At 63.6% G+C, this 17,060-nt stretch carries 14 protein-coding genes and 1 pseudogene; 9 read left to right on the top strand and 6 right to left on the bottom strand.

Annotated elements, in window-relative coordinates:
- From AKL29_RS24155 to AKL29_RS24180, 6 genes are all read left to right on the top strand, one after another.
- Positions 1-1,079: ATP-binding cassette domain-containing protein (locus tag AKL29_RS24155; RefSeq protein ID WP_244482352.1), on the top strand; the 1,079-nt coding region annotated here is incomplete at its 5' end.
- A 222-nt stretch (positions 1,080-1,301) separates the two neighbouring features.
- Positions 1,302-2,822 carry a M81 family metallopeptidase gene (locus AKL29_RS24160; RefSeq protein WP_028336102.1) on the top strand — a complete coding sequence of 507 codons (1,521 nt, stop codon included), beginning with the start codon at positions 1,302-1,304 and terminating at the stop codon, positions 2,820-2,822.
- A gap of 6 nt (positions 2,823-2,828) precedes the next feature.
- On the top strand, positions 2,829-4,001 hold the full coding sequence (locus tag AKL29_RS24165; RefSeq protein WP_028336101.1) for a M20 aminoacylase family protein: 1,173 nt from the start codon (positions 2,829-2,831) through the stop codon (positions 3,999-4,001).
- Positions 3,994-5,412 (top strand): amidase, encoded by a 1,419-nt coding sequence (locus tag AKL29_RS24170; protein WP_050385888.1) that lies wholly within the window; start codon positions 3,994-3,996, stop codon positions 5,410-5,412. The genes AKL29_RS24165 and AKL29_RS24170 overlap by 8 nt, the downstream gene beginning before the upstream one ends.
- Positions 5,413-5,553: 141 nt before the next feature.
- Entirely contained in the window at positions 5,554-6,444 is an 891-nt protein-coding gene (locus AKL29_RS24175; RefSeq protein WP_050385889.1) for a crotonase/enoyl-CoA hydratase family protein, read from the top strand.
- Entirely contained in the window at positions 6,441-7,127 is a 687-nt protein-coding gene (locus tag AKL29_RS24180; RefSeq protein WP_050385890.1) for an alpha/beta hydrolase, read from the top strand. Before AKL29_RS24175 ends, AKL29_RS24180 begins: the two co-directional genes overlap by 4 nt.
- Before the next feature lie 47 nt (positions 7,128-7,174).
- Here the strand turns inward: AKL29_RS24180 and AKL29_RS41040 are convergent.
- Positions 7,175-7,532 (bottom strand): annotated as a pseudogene (locus tag AKL29_RS41040) (transposase); the annotation flags it as partial.
- A 511-nt stretch (positions 7,533-8,043) separates the two neighbouring features.
- Here AKL29_RS41040 and AKL29_RS24185 point away from each other — a divergent pair.
- Together AKL29_RS24185 and AKL29_RS24190 are read left to right on the top strand one after the other, a co-directional pair.
- Entirely contained in the window at positions 8,044-9,699 is a 1,656-nt protein-coding gene (locus AKL29_RS24185) for an arylsulfatase (RefSeq protein ID WP_050385891.1), read from the top strand.
- 167 nt (positions 9,700-9,866) lie between these two features.
- On the top strand, positions 9,867-11,543 hold the full coding sequence (locus AKL29_RS24190; RefSeq protein WP_050385892.1) for an arylsulfatase: 1,677 nt from the start codon (positions 9,867-9,869) through the stop codon (positions 11,541-11,543).
- Between the two features lie 256 nt (positions 11,544-11,799).
- Here AKL29_RS24190 and AKL29_RS24195 read toward each other — a convergent pair whose 3' ends face one another.
- From AKL29_RS24195 to AKL29_RS24210, 4 genes are all read right to left on the bottom strand, one after another.
- Positions 11,800-12,726, bottom strand: a complete 927-nt coding sequence (locus AKL29_RS24195; RefSeq protein WP_050385893.1) for a ketopantoate reductase family protein — start codon at positions 12,724-12,726, stop codon at positions 11,800-11,802.
- A gap of 126 nt (positions 12,727-12,852) precedes the next feature.
- Positions 12,853-13,830 (bottom strand): NADPH:quinone oxidoreductase family protein, encoded by a 978-nt coding sequence (locus AKL29_RS24200; RefSeq protein ID WP_050385894.1) that lies wholly within the window; start codon positions 13,828-13,830, stop codon positions 12,853-12,855.
- Entirely contained in the window at positions 13,830-14,441 is a 612-nt protein-coding gene (locus AKL29_RS24205; protein ID WP_050385912.1) for a 2-hydroxychromene-2-carboxylate isomerase, read from the bottom strand. Before AKL29_RS24205 ends, AKL29_RS24200 begins: the two co-directional genes overlap by 1 nt.
- A gap of 99 nt (positions 14,442-14,540) precedes the next feature.
- Positions 14,541-15,245, bottom strand: coding sequence for a glutathione binding-like protein (locus AKL29_RS24210; RefSeq protein ID WP_050385895.1), 705 nt, complete (start codon positions 15,243-15,245; stop codon positions 14,541-14,543).
- Between the two features lie 99 nt (positions 15,246-15,344).
- Here AKL29_RS24210 and AKL29_RS24215 point away from each other — a divergent pair, with 99 nt between their 5' ends.
- The gene (locus AKL29_RS24215; protein ID WP_038377739.1) at positions 15,345-16,367 is read left to right on the top strand and encodes a methionine synthase; all 1,023 of its coding nucleotides are present in this window, start codon (positions 15,345-15,347) and stop codon (positions 16,365-16,367) included.
- A 16-nt stretch (positions 16,368-16,383) separates the two neighbouring features.
- On the opposite strand, the gene AKL29_RS24220 is transcribed toward AKL29_RS24215, so the two are convergent.
- Positions 16,384-17,007: a hypothetical protein gene (locus AKL29_RS24220; protein ID WP_050385896.1), complete on the bottom strand. Its 624-nt coding sequence runs from the start codon at positions 17,005-17,007 to the stop codon at positions 16,384-16,386.
- Positions 17,008-17,060: the final 53 nt, after the last annotated feature.

A 17,060-nucleotide genomic window follows, 5' to 3' on the forward strand; every position in this document is an offset into this window, starting at 1 on the left:
CGCAGAAGCAGATCCTCACCTTGATCCGCGACCTGCAACGCGATCACGGCACCGCTGTTCTGTTCATCACCCACGACATGGGCGTGGTGGCCGAGATCGCCGACCGCGTCGCGGTGATGCGACACGGCCGCCTGGTCGAAACCGGCCCGCTGCAGGACGTGCTGCGCACTCCGAGGATGGAGTACACCCGCAACCTCTTGTCCTCGGTGCCGAGCCTCGTGCCGCGCGCGCCGCGCCCGGAGACGACCGAGCCCGTGGTGCTGGAAGCCAACGAGCTCAGCAAGGTCTACCGGGAGCGGTCGCTCTACGGCAAAGCCCGCGAGGTCGCCGCCGCCAGCAACGTCACGCTCACTCTGCGCAAGGGCCGCACGCTCGGCATCGTCGGCGAAAGCGGTTCCGGCAAGTCGACGGTCGCGCGCTGCATCGTGCGCCTGATCGATCCGACCTCGGGCGGGGTACGCCTCGCCGGCCGCGAGATCTCCGACCTGTCGCGCCGGCTGTTGCAGCCGCATCGCCAGAAAATCCAGATCATCTTCCAGGATCCCTACCGCTCGCTCAATCCGCGCGTCACCGTCGGCGAGAGCATCGCGGAAGGCCCGGTCAATTACGGCATGCCGCGCAAGGATGCGCTGGCGCGCGCGCGCGAGCTGCTCGAGCTCGTCCATTTGCCGCCCGACGCGATCTCGCGCTATCCGCACCAGTTCTCCGGCGGCCAGCGCCAGCGCATCGCGATCGCGCGCGCGCTGGCGCTCGATCCCGACGTGCTCGTCGCGGATGAGGCGGTGTCCGCGCTCGACGTCTCGGTGCAGGCGCAGGTTCTCGATCTGCTTGACGAAATCCAGCGCCGGCTGGGCATCGCGCTGCTCTTCATCACGCATGATTTGCGCGTCGCCGCACAAATCTGCGACGACGTCGCCGTGATGCAACATGGCCGCGTCGTGGAACAGGGACCGGCCGCCGAGGTGCTGACCAATCCGCAGCAGGCCTATACCCGCGCACTGCTCGATGCGGCGCCCGGACGCGGCTGGGACTTCGCCAACTTCCGCCCCGTTTCGGAAGGCATTGTGGCGACGGCCTAGGTCTTTAGCCTCAAGCCTTTCCGCCCACAGGGCATGCAAATCCGCTGGTGCTCCCCGGCTTGCGCTTGGCGTGACGACACGCTTAACGTCGCGCGCTAGAGCGTGGCTCTGAAGGCGGACACCGGTCTTCCCCGGAGATCACGCTCCAACCAACGAGGTGAGATCATGACGCGCGTCGTCACGATCGCATCATGATCGAAGAAACGTATCGAGACCGACTTGATGACCCGCATTGCCGTTGGCGGCTTCCTGCACGAGACCAATACCTTCGCACCGACGAAGGCAACCTATGACGATTTCGTGCATGGCGGCGGCTGGCCGTCGATGACGCATGGCGCCGACGTGCTCAAGGTCATGCGCAAGATCAATGTCGGCCTCGCCGGCTTTGTCGAGGCGGCGGAAGCCAATGGCTGGGAACTGGTGCCGACGATCTTCGCCGCGGCGAGCCCGTCGGCGCATGTCAGCAAGGATGCCTATGAGCGGATCGTGACGGAGATGGTCGACGGCATCGCCGCGGCCGGACCGATCGACGCCGTCTATCTCGACCTGCACGGCGCCATGGTCACCGAGCATTATGACGATGGTGAAGGCGAAACGCTGGCCCGCGTGCGCAAGGCGATCGGCAACGACCTGCCGCTGGTGGCGAGCCTCGATCTGCATGCGAACGTCTCGCCAAAGATGATCGAGCATGCCGATGCGCTGATTGCCTACCGCACCTATCCCCATGTCGACATGGCCGAAACCGGCCGCGCCTGTGCCCGGCATCTGGCGCTGATGCTCAAGTCCAGGCAGCGCTTCGCAAAGGCATTCCGGCAATTGCCGTTCCTGATCCCGATCAGCTGGCAGTGCACCAACGACCAGCCGACCAAGGGCATCTATCAAAAGCTCGCCGCGCTCGAGAGCGACGTGGTGCCGACGCTGTCGTTTGCGCCGGGCTTCCCGGCTGCCGATTTCAGGGATTGCGGACCGAGCGTATTCGCTTACGGCCGGACCCAGGCCGATGCGGATGCCGCCGCCGACAGGGTCGTCGCCCTGGTCGAAGGCCATGAGGATGATTTCGACGGCCGGATCTATTCGCCCGACGAAGGCGTGCGGCTGGCGATGGAACTGGCGAAATCGGCCAGCAAGCCGATCATCATCGCCGACACCCAGGACAATCCCGGCGCCGGCGGCGATTCCGACACCACCGGCATGCTGCGCGCGCTGGTACGCAACAAGGCAAGTGCCGCGACCGGCGTGATCTACGACCCGCAATCCGCGAAGGCCGCGCACACCGCCGGTGTCGGGGCATCAGTCACGCTCGAGCTCGGCGGTAAGTCCGGCATTCCCGGCGACGCGCCGTACCGGGAGACTTTTGTCGTCGAGCAGCTCTCGGATGGAAAATTCGTGGCGCCCGGTCCCTATTTCGGCGGCCGCGACATGGATATGGGCCCCTCGGCCTGCCTGCGGGTCGGCGACGTGCGCGTCGTGGTCGGCTCCTACAAGGCCCAGCTTGCCGACCAGGCGATGTACCGCTATGTCGGCATCGAGCCGACGGCACAGAAGATTTTGGTCAACAAGAGCTCGGTGCACTTCCGCGCCGATTTCGAGCCGATCGCCGAGAAGCTCCTGATTTGCGCCGCCCCCGGCGCGATGCCCGCCGATACCGCCACGCTGCCGTGGAAACATTTGCGTGCCGGCATTCGTATCAAGCCGAACGGCCCCACTTTCACACCCACCTCCCCATCACGCACAAACGGATAGAGAGCCATGCCGACCATTGAGCGCATCGACAGTTTTGCCGACGAACTCACCGCCATCAGACGGGATCTGCATGCGCATCCCGAGATCGGCTTCGAGGAGGTCCGCACCTCGGGCATCGTCGCCGACAAGCTGACGAGCTGGGGCATCGAGGTGCATCGCGGCCTCGGCGGCACCGGCGTGGTCGGTGTGCTCAAGGGCAAGGGCAACGGCACCAAGAAGATCGGCCTGCGCGCCGACATGGACGCGCTGCCGATGGAGGAGAACACCAATCTGAAGTGGCGCTCGACCATCCCGGGCCGCTTCCATGGCTGCGGCCATGACGGCCACACCACGATGCTGCTCGGCTCGGCACGCTATCTCGCCGAGACCCGCAATTTCGACGGCACCGTGCATTTCATCTTCCAGCCGGCCGAGGAAGGCCTCGGCGGCGCCCGCGCCATGATCAAGGACGGCCTGTTCAAGCAGTTCCCCTGCGACGAGGTCTACGGCCTGCACAACGCGCCCGACCTCAACCATGGCGAGATCGCGATCCTGCCGGGCCCGGCAATGGCCGCAGCCGACTTCTTCGACATCAGGATCCAGGGCTACGGCGCGCATGGCGCGATGCCGGAGCGCTCCAAGGACGCGGTCGTGATCGCAATGACGCTCGGACAGGCGTTGCAGTCGATCGTCAGCCGCAACGTCGATCCGCTGCAGGCTGCGGTGCTGTCGATCACGCAGATCCATTCCGGGTCGGCGTACAACGTGATTCCCGGCGAAGCCTGGATGTGCGGCACGGTGCGCTGCTTCTCCGACGAGATTCGTGAGCTGATCCGCAAGCGCATGCGCGAAATCTCCGCCGGCTTTGCGGCGGCATATGACGCCGAAATCTCGGTCGAGATCCGCGACGGCTTCAGCGTGCTGGTGAATCAGGAAGAGCAGTCCCGCGTCGTCGAGGAAGTCGCGCGCACCGTCGTCGATCCGGCCAAGGTCATCACCCGCTCGACACCCAAGATGGGCAGCGAGGATTTCGCCGACATGATGCAGGCCATTCCCGGCGCGTATTTCTGGGTCGGCCATGACGGCTCCGTGCCCGTTCACAATCCCGGTTACGTTCTCGACGACAAGATCCTGCCGATCGGCGCCAGCATGTTCGCCCGCATCATCGAGAAACGCATGCCGGCAGGTGCGCATGCATAAGCCCAAAGGGGACGCCATTACGTCGCTGCACGATCTCTCCGCCGTCGACCTGCTCGCCGGCTATCGTGCCAAGCAGTTCTCGCCGTCCGAGGTGCTGGAGGACATCATCTCCCAGGTCGCAACCTGGGAGCCGCACATCAAGGCGCTGTATCTGTACGACCCGGAAGGGGCGCGGAAGGTCGCCAGGACCTCGACCGAGCGCTGGCAGCAGGCCGAGCCGGCCGGCACGCTGGATGGCGTTCCCGCCACCATCAAGGACAATGTCGCAACCAAGGGGCAGCCGGTGCCGCTGGGCGCGGCGAGCGTCAAGCTGGCGCCCGCGGAGAAGGATGCACCGCCCGCGGCGCGGCTGCGCGAGGCCGGCTGCGTGATCTTCTCCAAGACCACGATGCCGGACTACGGCATGCTGTCGTCGGGCCTGTCGTCGTTCCATCCCCTGACCCGCAATCCCTGGGATGTCAGCAAGAACCCCGGCGGCTCGAGCGCCGGCGCGGGCGCGGCAGGCGCTGCCGGCTACGGTCCCTTGCATCTCGGCACCGATATCGGCGGCTCGGTGCGGCTGCCGGCCAACTGGTGCGGCCTCGTCGCATTGAAGCCGAGCCTCGGCCGCGTGCCGATCGACCCGCCCTATGTCGGCCGCATCGCCGGTCCGATGACCCGCACCGTCGACGACGCCGCGCTGATGATGAGCGTATTGTCGCGTCCCGATCGCCGCGACGGCATGAGCCTGCCGGCGCTCGAGGTGAACTGGAAGGCGCTGGAGAAGTCGCCGCGCAAGCTGCGCATCGGGCTGATGCTCGACGCCGGTTCCGGCCAGAAGGTCGAGAAGGAGGTTCGCGAGGTCGTCGTGAAGGCCGCGAAGGCGTTCGAATCCGCCGGCGCCGTCATCACCGAGATCGACGGCATCCTGACGCCCGAGATGCTCGAAGGGCTCGACAATTTCTGGCGCGCCCGGACCTGGGATGAGCTGTCGAAACTGTCGCAGGCCGACCGCGGCAAGACCCTGCCCTACATCCTCAACTGGGCCGAGGCCGGCGCAAAGCTCTCCGGCGTCGATGTGGTGCGCGGCTTCAACATGACGATGGCGATCCGCGCGGCCGCCGCGAAATTGTTCTGCGAGGTCGACTACGTGATCTCGCCGGTATCGCCGGTGGTGAACTTCCCGGCGGAGTTCGCAGCGCCGCTCAACGACCCCGCAAAGCCGTTCGAGCACATCTGCTTTACCGTGCCGTGGAATATGTCGGAGAACCCGGCGCTGTCGATCAACGGCGGCTATGACAAGAAGGGCTTTCCGATCGGCGTCCAGATCATCGGCCGCCGCTTCGACGACATCGGCGTGCTCGGCATGGGCAAGGCGTTCGAAAGCCTGCGCGACCCGCAGAAGCCGTGGCCCGCGCCGCCGAAGAAGTGAAGCAGCGCCTCAACGCAAGTCAGGATGCGCGGGGCCAAGCCTGCGCATCCCTCTTCTTCACAAGGGATGATTGCCGGGTTAACTGGATGGAGACGCGCGCCAGCGCCGTTCATTCAAGAAAACCGAGAGGAAATCATCCCCATGGCGTATGAGACGATCAAGTACGAGGTCGCCGAGCAGATCCTGACCATCACGCTGAACCGGCCCGACAAGCTCAACGCCTTCAACGCCACGATGCAGCAGGAGCTGATCGACGCGTTCGACGAAGCCGACAAGGACGACGACGTCAGGGCCATCATCGTGACCGGTGCGGGCCGCGGCTTCTGCGCCGGCGCCGATCTTTCATCCGGCGCCAACACGTTCGACCGCGATGCGCGGCGCGGTCCGGTCAAGCGCAATGCCGACGGCAGCGTCGACTACAGCGATCCGCAGGTGCGTGACGGCGGCGGGCAAGTCACGCTGCGCATCTTCAAGTGCCTGAAGCCGGTGATCGCCGCGGTGAACGGCCCGGCGGTCGGCATCGGCGTCACCATGCAGCTTGCGATGGATATCCGCATCGCCTCCGACGCCGCGCGCTTCGGCTTCGTGTTCTCCCAGCGCGGCATCGTGCCGGAAGCCGCATCGAGCTGGTTCCTGCCGCGCATCGTCGGCATCTCGCAGGCGCTGGAATGGTGCTATTCCGGCCGCGTCTTCCCGGCGCAGGAAGCGCTCGCCGGCCGGCTCGTCAGCAAGGTGGTGCCGCCCGACGATCTGCTGCCGACCGCGCGTGCGCTCGCCAAGGAGTTCGCGGCCAAGACCGCGCCGGTGTCGGTGGCGCTGATCCGCCAGATGATGTGGCGCATGATGGGCGCCGACGATCCGATGGAGGCGCACAAGGTCGACAGCCGCGGCATCTATGCCCGCGGCCGCTCCGACGACGTCAAGGAAGGCGTGGTGTCGTTCCTGGAAAAGCGCCCCGCGCAGTTCAAGAACAAGGTGTCGTCGGACATGCCCGACTATTTCCCGTGGTGGCACGAGCGCGACTATAAGTGAGCGAACGGCGCCCCGCGGCGTCCACACGTGACGGCGTCGTCCTGTTGCACGGCATCAGCAGGACGGCGCGCTCGTTTCGCAGGATGGAGCTGGCGCTGAGGGCGGCCGGCTTTGCCACCCTGAATCTCGACTATGACAGCCGGCGCAAGCCGCTCGACGCGCTGGCCGAGGACATCCACTCCTCGCTCGATCGGTTCGCGCAGAGCCTCGACGGCTCCGTGCATGTCGTTTGCCATTCGATGGGCGGTCTTCTGGCACGCGTCTATCTGGCAAGGCATCGCCCGGCGCGGCTCGGCCGCGTCGTGATGCTGGGGACACCGAACGGCGGCAGCGAGATCGCCGACCGCCTGAAGAACCTCGCGGCCTATCGCGCCTATTTCGGTCCGGCCGGCCAGCAGCTCGTCACCCGCCGCGACGCCGCGACCAGCGCGCTGCTGCCGCCGATCGATTACTCCACCGGCATCATTGCCGGCAACCGCTCGGTCTATCCGATCACCTCCATCGGCCTGCCGCGGCCGCATGACGGACGGGTGTCGGTCGCCAACACCAGGCTCGACGGCATGGCCGATCACATCGTAATCCGCACCTCGCATCCCTGGCTAGTGCGCAACGCCGAAGCGATCGCGCAGACCATCGCGTTCCTGCAAGATAGGAAATTCAGCACAAATCGTCAGGTGGACTAGGACGCGGACTCATTAAGGCGCAGCCATAACCTGATTGACGCGAGTTGAATTTTGCTCGTTAAGCCGCAGCGTGACCTCCCCATCGATTGGCGCAGGTTTCGTGTGATGCAGGCTCCATGCTGATGGACACGGACAATGGAGGTGTCGATCATCTGGACAGCGGCGGCGTGGGCAACGGCAAGTGCGTCTATGATGCGGCCCCAGACACCAGCCCGCCGCCAGCGGACGAAACGGTTATAGCAGGTCGTGTTGGGGCAAAAATGATCCGGCAAATCGCGCCAAGGTGCCTTGGATCGCAGGACCCAGAAGATGCCGCCGGTCGTTTACCCGAGGAACGCCACGCGGCTTGTTCGGCAGCAGGGGCTTGATGGCAACCCATTCATAGTCGGCGAATTCGTAGCGTATCATTCGCCCCCCAGTTTGGGAGTTTGAATCACAGGGTCCGTCCAAGCGCAACGCTTCCGGCCCGGCCCCGGTTCGGCCCTCACGGGGTAGAAGCGGACATCAACCTGCCGACAACCCCGCTGAATCCGTCGAAAATGACCCGAGCCGGACATCGGGTGGGAGACTTTGGATGTCAGCTCCGACAATTGTCAGGTCGAAAACGACGGATGAGCGAAATGCCCTTCAACGTCAGCATCACTGACGGAAGCGCGAACACCGCGTCGCAACCTGCATTCTGTGGTTGTTCGGCTTGATCTGGATCAAGAGCAGAAACTTTCGAGAACTAGAAGTTTGCTTCCGGTGGATGACGTGCACTGCAACCGGGAGAGTGACCATGTTTGATTGCATTCTCAAGAACAAGTCACGAGCTAAAGCGAACGTGCCGAAGACGACTGGTTGGCACAAGCGGGCCACCACTACATTCCTTGGAGTGACGACGCTGGTGTCATTGTCGTTGACGGGGCTGACGAGTATGCCCGCTGCGGCACAGCAGCAGCAGCAGCAGCAGAAGCCCAACATCCTTTTCATCATGGGTGACGATATCGGGTGGATGCAGCCAAGCATCTACCACCGCGGATTGATGGTCGGAGAGACGCCGAACATCGACCGCATCGCCAATGAAGGCGCGATGTTCACGAACTATTACGCCGAACAGAGCTGCACGGCAGGGCGTACAGCCTTCATCACCGGCATGCAGCCGGTTCGCGTCGGCATGGTTTTGCCAGAAATTCCCGGCAGTCCATCTTATCTGCGGACGGGGACGCCGACGCTTCCCAAGTTCCTGCTCGATCTCGGCTACACCACCGGCGAATTCGGCAAGAACCATCTCGGCGACCACACCGAGTCGCTGCCGACCGCGCAAGGCTTCCAGGAGTACTGGGGCTATCTCTATCACCTCGACGCCATGCAAGGCGTGAGCTTCCCGGACATCAACAAAACCCCGACCCTGCAGACCCTTGCCCCGCCATGCCAGAACACACCGATCCCGGGCGTCGCCGAGGTCCCTGGCGCTGTGGATCCGAAGACCACGATCTGCCTGACGCCGCCGCGGCCAATGTTGGCGTGCAAGTCCTCCGACGGCACTGCAAAAAACATGATGTGCAAGGATGAGGGCCCGCTGACCCTCGAGCGGTCGAAGACCGTGGATGAGGAAATCTCGGCGAAGGTCGTAGACTTCCTCGATCGCAATGACCCGAAGAAGACCAACAAGCCTTTCTTCGTCTGGTACAACCCGGCGCGCATGCACATCACGACCGTGCTGCCGGACAAGTACCTGGCGATGGTGGGCGAGCCCGGCGGCAAGGATTGGGGCGTCAACGAAGCCGGCATGAAGCAGATGGATGACAACATCGGCGTCGTGCTGAAGAAGCTCGAAGACATGGGCCAACTCAACAACACGATCGTCGTATTCACCACCGACAACGGCGCCGAGACCATCACCTTCCCGGACGGCGGCACCACGCCGTTCAAGGGCGGCAAGCTCAGCACCTGGGAAGGCGGCATGCGCGCTCCGATGGTGGTCCGTTGGCCTGGCGTCATCAAGCCCGGCACGATCAAGAACGATATGTTTTCCGCCCTCGACTGGCTCCCGACTTTCGTCGAGATCTGCGGCGGGCCCAAAGGCGACGCACTGAAGCAACAGGTCGAGGCCGGCTATCCCAATATGGTCAAGACCACCCTCGACGGTATTAATCAGACCGATTACCTAAGCGGCAAGTCCGACAAGTCGCCTCGCGACCACTTCTTGTATTACTCCGGCAAGGAGCCGTCGGCGGTCCGCTACAAGAACTGGAAGATGTACTTCGCGATGGTCTCCGACGCACCGTCGGGCTTCATCAATGGTGTGCGGCCCTATTCCTGGACCCAGGTCGTCAACATCAAGCGTGATCCCTTCGAGACCTCCGTTGGCGAACAGCAGAAGACGCTGTTCGGCATGGCCGGGGCGATCGCGTCTCCGTCGACCGCCTATGTCTATGACTGGAACATGCTGCCCATCGGGCAGCAGTTGTGGTTGAGGCACCTTGAGACTTTCATCAAATTCCCGCCGCTACAGGACCCTGCCAGCTACAACCTGGAACAGGTCATGCAGCGAGTAAAGGACATGAGGACGGCCGGCGCCAGCGACTAGTCGCATGCCCGCACCGCGATCCGAGATCGCCAGAGCAAGCGGCCAGCCTAAGGACCGGCCGCTTGTCCCAGAGTATCGCACAAACTCTCCAACGACAGAATTTGGACGGGCAGGCCGACGTCGCTTTTCTGCCCGCCGTCAAGCGCTAGGTTAAACGGAGGATTCCTATGAAGGTCGGACTCACGTTATGTGGTGGTCTGTTTGTGGGCGTCGCTGCGGCAACGATGGTTACCATGCCGGCTACCGCGCAACAGCAAAAACGGCCCAATATCGTCATGCTGATGACTGACGACACTGGTTGGAACGATTTCGGCGCCTATAGTGGCGGCGGCTCTGCACTTGGCCATCCGACGCCGAACATCGATCGCATCGCAAAGGAAGGCGCGACGTTCACCAGTTGGTACGGTCAAGCAAGCTGCACCGCAGGGCGCGCCTCGTTCATGACTGGGCGGATTCCGATCCGCACCGCGCTGTCGATCGTGGTCGTCCCGGGCGACGAAAATGCGCTTAAGAAGGAGACGCCAACCATCGCCGAGTTCTTCAGTAGGAATGGCTACTCGACTTACTTTTCCGGCAAATGGCATCTCGGCGACAAACCTGAGGCTTATCCGATTGAGCATGGCTTCGATGAGATGAAGGCTTTCGCGGCATATTATCCAGGCGTCTACACTTATGCCGATACCTCGAAGTGGTTTCATCCGTGGTTCCCCTCCTACAACCCGGAGTTCGCAAAAGAATATTTTGAGATTGTGAACATGTACGAATGGGAGGGAGCGGCGGGGCAGCCGGCGAAGCGAGACGAATACATCACATACGACCGTCTTGCCGACTTCGATGTCCGCCAGGCCGACTATGCAATCGACTACATCAAGAAACACGCCAAGGACTCCAAGCCGTTCTTCATGGATGTAAACTTCATGAAGATGCACAATCCGACCAACGCCTCAGCGAAATTTGCTGGCAAGTCGCGTCTTGGCGACTACTCGGATTCGCTCCTTGAACTTGATGATAATATCGGGCGGATAATGGATGCGATCCGTGCCGAAGCGCCTGACACCATCGTCATCGTGACAGCAGATAACGGCGCGTGGCAGGATGCCTATCCCGACGCCGGCACCACGCCTTTCCGCGGCGAAAAAGGTACTGCATTTGAAGGCGGTTGGCGGGTACCCGGGTTGATGTGGTGGCCCGCACACATCCCGGCGGGCGCGCAGTACCATGAAATGATGTCGCATATCGACTGCTGGGCGACGCTCGCCAAAATGGTCGGCCTGACCGCGCCGCCGCACGGCGCCTGGACCGACAACAACGGCAAGCCCATTTACTTTGATAGCATAGACAACAGCGAGTACATCCTCGGTCGATCGAAGCACTCAGCACGACGGTCGTGGGTTTATATCGACGGCGAGAACTTTATGGGAGCACGTACCGACATCGCCGGTGATCCAACCAATCCAGACCTCAGCATCGCGTGGAAGTATCTGTGGACTGCAAAGGATACGTGGTTGGGACCGGAACAAAACCTCGGCTCAATTGGAGCAGCCTACAATTTGACCATGGATCCGTTCGAGAAGTACGATATGGTGTTCAATGGTGCTGTACCGTCGCGTCTGCCTCAGACCTCACCGGGCAGATATGCTGGACAGGACAACAGCTGGCTCGGGGCGCTAATCGTGCCAGTCGTGATGGAGTTCAACAAGTCCATCGTTGACTATCCCAGCATGAAGCGTGCTCCCGGCGGCGGCTCGAACGATTGGAGGCCCAATCTCCAACGCCCAGACAATCCAGTGCCGTTGCTGGATATGAAAAAACCCCAGCGAGTTAAAGCGATCGGAGCTGACTAGTTCGCCACTCGTTCAGAGTGGAGGCTGCATCAAACGGCCGACGGATTGCCTGTAAGCGATGGCGGGTCATTAGCTCGACTCGCCACGCGCCGTTCCCTGTGTCCCACGGACTGGTGTGCCACTGAAACGTTCGAAACCACGAGTCAGCTTCTGGCCCATCGCAACGTATTGCGCTGCCGCACGAACTCGGTCGCTGCAGGGGCAAAGCGGACATTGCGTTCGTCGCATCGCGTCGCTGGGTTTATGGGTACACGGCCTAGGCGTGGGCGTTACCCATCCTGTGCAGCTTGAGCATGGCATAGACGGCATTGTTGGCTGGCGTAGGAATGCCAAGCGGGCGGGCGAACTCCACGACCTTTCCGGCGAGCCAGTCGAGTTCGAGCCGGTGGCCGCGTTCGAGATCGTGCAGCATGGAAGCCTTGAAGGTGGGCGGCGAGGCTTCCGCGAATTTCATTCGATCCTCGGCAAAATCCTCCGGAATCGGAACGCCCCTGGCACGGCCGACCGCGACCACCTCGCTCATCAGGCTGTAAAAGAACGCTCGCGTATCAGGGTCGGCCAGGATCGGCCCCAGCGGCTGGCGGGTCGTTGCGGTCGCGCCTGATAGTCCGACGAGGAATACAAATTTCTGCCAGCGCTCCCGGTCAATCCCGTCGGACACCGAGATATCGATGCCGGCCGCATGAGCGGCGTCGGCAAAGGCCTTGAGGCCCTCATCGGGCTTACCGTCGGTTCTGCCGCAGACCATGCGCGCGAACTGGCTCGTGTGGGTGACGACGCCAGGCGCGGACAGCACCGTAGCAATGTAGGCACTTCCGGCGACCACGTTGTCGGCGCCGAGAATCGGGGCAATCCTCTCCGCGCTATCGACACCGTTCTGCAACGGGATCACCCGGGTGCGGGGTCCGATCAGAGGCAGAGACAACCTGGCTGCCGTCTCGCTGTCCCAAAGCTTGACCGCGAACAGAACGATATCGACGGGGCCGACCGTGGCAGGATCATCGGTCACCTTGGGCTCAGGCAAATGAAGATTGCCAAGCACGCTCTCGACCTTGAGACCGTTTTTTCTGATCGCCTCGAGGTTGGAGCCCCGTGCGATGAAGAACACGTCGTGCCCTGCCGCCGCCATACGTGCTCCGAAATAACCGCCGAGAGCACCGGCCGCCATCACAGCGATACGCATGTCATCCTCCCCCTGTAGCGACGTTCAGCCGGCAGAGGATATCACGCGACGGACCCGGGTTCGATTCCCTGAACGCCGGGCCCTTGGCGTCATTTGGCTGCACCGCGGAATTTGGGCGCTGTGGTTTCACGGCCTCGTCAGCAGCGCTACGCGCCCGATCGCCTTGCGCTCGATCAACAGCCGCATCGCCTTCGCATAGTCTTCCAGCGGCAGCCGGTGCGAGATATTCGGCCGCACCCGGCCGGCCTCGGCCCATTCGCTCAGCGCCTTGAACCTGACCTCGCCGAGCGCGGGATCCTTGCGCACCGCCTCGCCGGCACGGACGCCGAGCACGCTCGCGCCCTTGATCATCAACAGATTGGTGCGGGCAAGACCGATGCCGCCGGTGAAGCCGACGACGAGAATCCGCGCGCCCCAGTTGATGCAGCGCATTGAGTTCTCGAACACCTCGCCGCCGACGGGATCGAACACCACATCGGCGCCGCGGCCGTCGGTGAGCCGCTTGACCGCATCGCGGAACGGCTCGCGCGCGTAGAGCACGAGATGATCCGCGCCGCGCGCCTTGGCGATTGCAAGCTTCTCCTCGCTCGAAGCCGCGGCGATCACGGTGGCGCCGAGCAGCTTGCCGATCTCGACCGCGGCAAGCCCGACGCCGCCGCCGGCGCCATGCACCAGCAGCACCTCGCCCGGCTTGATCTGTCCGCGATCGATCAGCGCGTGATACGCGGTGCCGTGCGCGGCCAGGAAAGTCGCGCCTTCCGCGTAGTCGAAGGTCGACGGCACCGGCACGAGCTGCGACGGCGTTGCAACCGTCTCGTCGCAATAGGCGCCGAAGCGCATCTTGACGATCACCTTGTCGCCGACGGCGACACCGGATGCTGCATTGACCTCAACGACATCGCCGGCGGCTTCCGAACCCGGCGTGAACGGCAGCGGGGGCTTGAGCTGATACTCGCCGGCGGCCATCAGGATGTCGGGGAAGTTGATCCCGGCGGCCCGGATCGCAACCCGCACCTGGCCCGGCTGCAAAGGCGCCGACACAAAGTTCTCGAGCTGCAGGCGCTCGGGCGGGCCGAGTTCGCGGCAAACGACGGCTTTCGGCATCAGGCGGCCCGCGCCTTGAGGCGTGCCAGCGCCTCGCGGATCAACGGCAGGCGATCGTTGCCGAAATACATGTCGGTCTTGTCGAGATAGATCGTGGGCGAGCCGAAGCCGCCGCGCGCCATCACCTCCTCGGTGTTGGCCTTGAGCTGATCCTTGATCGCCTGGTCGCCGATGCCGGCAAGGAATTGCGCCGGATCGATCCCGAGCTTGGTGCAGATCTCGGTCAGCACCGCATCCTGCGAGATGTCCTTGTCGTCACCCCAATAGGCCTCGAACACCGCGCGCGCGAACGGCACCATCTTCTCGTTGCCGAGAAGGATGCAGCCGCGCATCGCCTTGACGCTGTTCACCGGGAATACGGTCGGCGGCATCTTGATCGCAAGGCCTGCCGAGTGCGCCCAGTCGGCGAGGTCCTTCTTCATGTAGCGCGCCTTCAGCGGCACCGGCTTCTCGCGCTGCGCGTAGACCGACGGATTGACGGTGTTGAAGATTCCGCCGACCAGGATCGGCCGCCAGGTGATCGGCGTGTCGAACTCCTTCGCGATCGGCTGGATGTTGTGCCAGGCGAGATAGGTCCACGGGCTGGAGCAGTCGAAGAAGAATTCGATCATGGGCGTTTCCTTTGTCTTTTCCACGTTCATTCTCGTCATTCCGGGATGCGCCGCAAGGCGCAGGGCTCGCGACCGTGTCGCGCCGCGGAATAACGGGCATCATTTCTTCTCGACCAGCTCCTTCGCACGCTGGCCGAACATGTTCTTGCGCGATTCCTCGTCAAACGGCTCCTTGACGAATTTTCCGATCGCAAGGCCCGCCTGCACCTGCGGCCGGCCGCGCACGGTGGCGTACCAGCGCTTGATGTTCGGAAAATCGTCGAGGGTGAAGCCCTGCGCCTTGTGGGTCATGGTCCAGGGGAAGCAGGCGATGTCGGCGATCGAATAGTCGTCGCCGGCGATATAGGCGCCGGTCCTGCCGAGCTGGCGGTCGAGCACGCCATAGAGCCGCGCGGTCTCGTCGCGGTAGCGCTCGATCGCGTAGGGAATCTTCTCGGCCGCATAGAGCGCGAAATGGCCGTGCTGACCGAGCATCGGCCCGAGGCCGCCCATCTGCCACATCACCCACTGGATGACGTTCGACCGCGCACGCAACTCCCGCGACAGAAAACGGCCGGTCTTGTCGGCGAGATAGATCAGGATCGCGCCGGTCTCGAACACCGAGAACGGTCCGCCGCCGTCGGCCGGTTCATGATCGACGATGGCGGGGATCCGGTTGTTCGGGCTGATCGCCAGGAATTCGGGCCGAAACTGCTCGCCGGCGCGGATGTTCACGGGGATCACCTTGTAGGGTAGCCCCAGTTCCTCCAGCATGATCGAGATCTTCCAGCCGTTCGGCGTCGGCGCGTAGTGCAGATCGATCATCGGCGTTCTATTCCCCATCACAAAGACTTTTGTTGTTCTGTACCTCCACTTTAGGACATGGCACACAGGCCCTCAATCAGAACCCAACGGGAGGCACCCATGCTGTTTCCAACCACGATCGCTGGCTCCCTGCCGAAGCCGGAATGGCTGGCGGAGCCGAACATACTGTGGGCACCCTGGAAGTCGGAGGGCGCCGAGCTCGCCCGCGCCAAGCGCGATGCCACCGTGCTCGCGGTCAAGCTGCAGGAGGATGCCGGCGTCGACATCGTCACCGAGGGCGAGCAGGCGCGCCAGCATTTCGTGCACGGCTTCCTCGAGCGGATCGAGGGCATCGATTTCGCCCACAAGGTCGAGATGGGCATCCGCAAGGACCGCTATAAGGCGATGGTGCCGCAGGTGATCGCGCCGTTGCAGCTCAAGGGGCGCGTCCATGAAGGCGAAGCGCGTGCGGCGCGCGCCCACACCAAGAACAAACTGAAGTTCACCCTGCCCGGGCCGATGACCATCATCGACACCATCGCCGACAAGTATTACGGCGACCGCGTGAAGATGGCCTTCGCTTTCGCCGAGCTGTTGAACCAGGAAGCCAAGGCGCTCGAAGCCGACGGCGTCGACATGATCCAGTTCGACGAGCCCGCCTTCAACGTCTACATGGACCAGGTGCGCGACTGGGGCATCAAGGCGCTGGAGCGCGCCGCCGAAGGCCTGAGCTGCGCCACCGCCGTGCACATCTGCTACGGCTACGGCATCAAGGCCAACACCGACTGGAAGCAGACGCTTGGCGGCGAGTGGCGGCAATATGAGGAGACCTTCCCCGTCATCGACAAGAGCACGATCCAGCAGGTCGCGATCGAATGCCGCAACTCGAAGGTACCGATCGAACTGCTCGCGGCGCTCCCCGGCAAGATCGTGCAGGCCGGCGTGATCGACGTCGCCAGCGACGAGATCGAGACCGCTGAGGACGTCGTCAAGGTGATCGAGGCGGTCGCGAAGCACGTGCCGAAGGGCAACATCATCGCGACCACCAATTGCGGCATGGCGCCGATGCGGCGGGACATCGCGGAAGCCAAGCTGATCGCGCTGGGCGCCGGGGCCAAGCTGGCGCGGCAGCGGCTGGCGTAAGGACTCCGCCGGTAGATCAACCCAGAACGGCCATCGCGCTCGGATGCAACACGGGCCGGTAGCCGGCCTGGAAGGCGCGCACCGTCGATGGCGGCGTCAGCAGCATGGCCGGCTCGGGTACGTCGGCCCGGCTGTAACCGGCGAACGACCAGCGCAGCGTGGCGCCGTCGGCGACGAGGTAGCTGTCCCCGCTCGCCTGCACCATCGTCCCGTCGGGCAAGTCGCGCAATCGCGTCGGCGGCGGATGCAGCCGCTTCTTGCCGCGGTCGAGCCGCTCGGCGTGCAGCACCGCATCCATCGCCTTGGCGCTGAGATCGCTTACACCGTTGCCCTGCTCCCAGCAGCCGCGAAACCGCTTGGCATCGTCTCGCCGGCAGTAGAAGCACGGCCGGTGTCCGGCCGCGAACGCGGTGGCCTCATCGAGGAAGAACAACTCGGTCCAGCTCTGCCGGCTCATCACCTCGCGCCGCCGTCCCCTGAACTCGCAGACGCAGGTGAGCCACGCCGGCGACGACCAGCGCTTGTTCAGAAGCCTGCGCGTCGCGGGATCGTGGATGATGCCGCGATTGCCGGTGAAGGTGCCGCGATGGTCTGAGGCGACGATGTCGCCGGTGGGCGTGACGCGGTTTTGCAGGGGCATGGCAAATCCGATTGTTCGTCGCTGTCATTCCGGGACGATGCGAAGCATCGAAC

Origin of the sequence: Bradyrhizobium pachyrhizi (assembly GCF_001189245.1) — a bacterium.
Classification (GTDB): domain Bacteria; phylum Pseudomonadota; class Alphaproteobacteria; order Rhizobiales; family Xanthobacteraceae; genus Bradyrhizobium; species Bradyrhizobium pachyrhizi.

Excerpts from the sequence above, each read along its gene's own strand:
- AKL29_RS24205 (WP_050385912.1), bottom strand. The coding sequence starts at position 14,441 with ATGATCGAATTCTTCTTCGACTGCTCCAGCCCGTGGACCTATCTCGCC.
- AKL29_RS24170 (WP_050385888.1), top strand. The coding sequence starts at position 3,994 with ATGCATAAGCCCAAAGGGGACGCCATTACGTCGCTGCACGATCTCTCC.
- AKL29_RS24215 (WP_038377739.1), top strand. The coding sequence starts at position 15,345 with ATGCTGTTTCCAACCACGATCGCTGGCTCCCTGCCGAAGCCGGAATGG.
- AKL29_RS24200 (WP_050385894.1), bottom strand. The coding sequence starts at position 13,830 with ATGCCGAAAGCCGTCGTTTGCCGCGAACTCGGCCCGCCCGAGCGCCTG.
- AKL29_RS24195 (WP_050385893.1), bottom strand. The coding sequence starts at position 12,726 with ATGCGTATCGCTGTGATGGCGGCCGGTGCTCTCGGCGGTTATTTCGGA.
- AKL29_RS24185 (WP_050385891.1), top strand. The coding sequence starts at position 8,044 with ATGCCCGCTGCGGCACAGCAGCAGCAGCAGCAGCAGAAGCCCAACATC.
- AKL29_RS24210 (WP_050385895.1), bottom strand. The coding sequence starts at position 15,245 with ATGATCGATCTGCACTACGCGCCGACGCCGAACGGCTGGAAGATCTCG.
- AKL29_RS24190 (WP_050385892.1), top strand. The coding sequence starts at position 9,867 with ATGAAGGTCGGACTCACGTTATGTGGTGGTCTGTTTGTGGGCGTCGCT.
- AKL29_RS24220 (WP_050385896.1), bottom strand. The coding sequence starts at position 17,007 with ATGCCCCTGCAAAACCGCGTCACGCCCACCGGCGACATCGTCGCCTCA.
- AKL29_RS24165 (WP_028336101.1), top strand. The coding sequence starts at position 2,829 with ATGCCGACCATTGAGCGCATCGACAGTTTTGCCGACGAACTCACCGCC.
- AKL29_RS24160 (WP_028336102.1), top strand. The coding sequence starts at position 1,302 with ATGACCCGCATTGCCGTTGGCGGCTTCCTGCACGAGACCAATACCTTC.
- AKL29_RS24175 (WP_050385889.1), top strand. The coding sequence starts at position 5,554 with ATGGCGTATGAGACGATCAAGTACGAGGTCGCCGAGCAGATCCTGACC.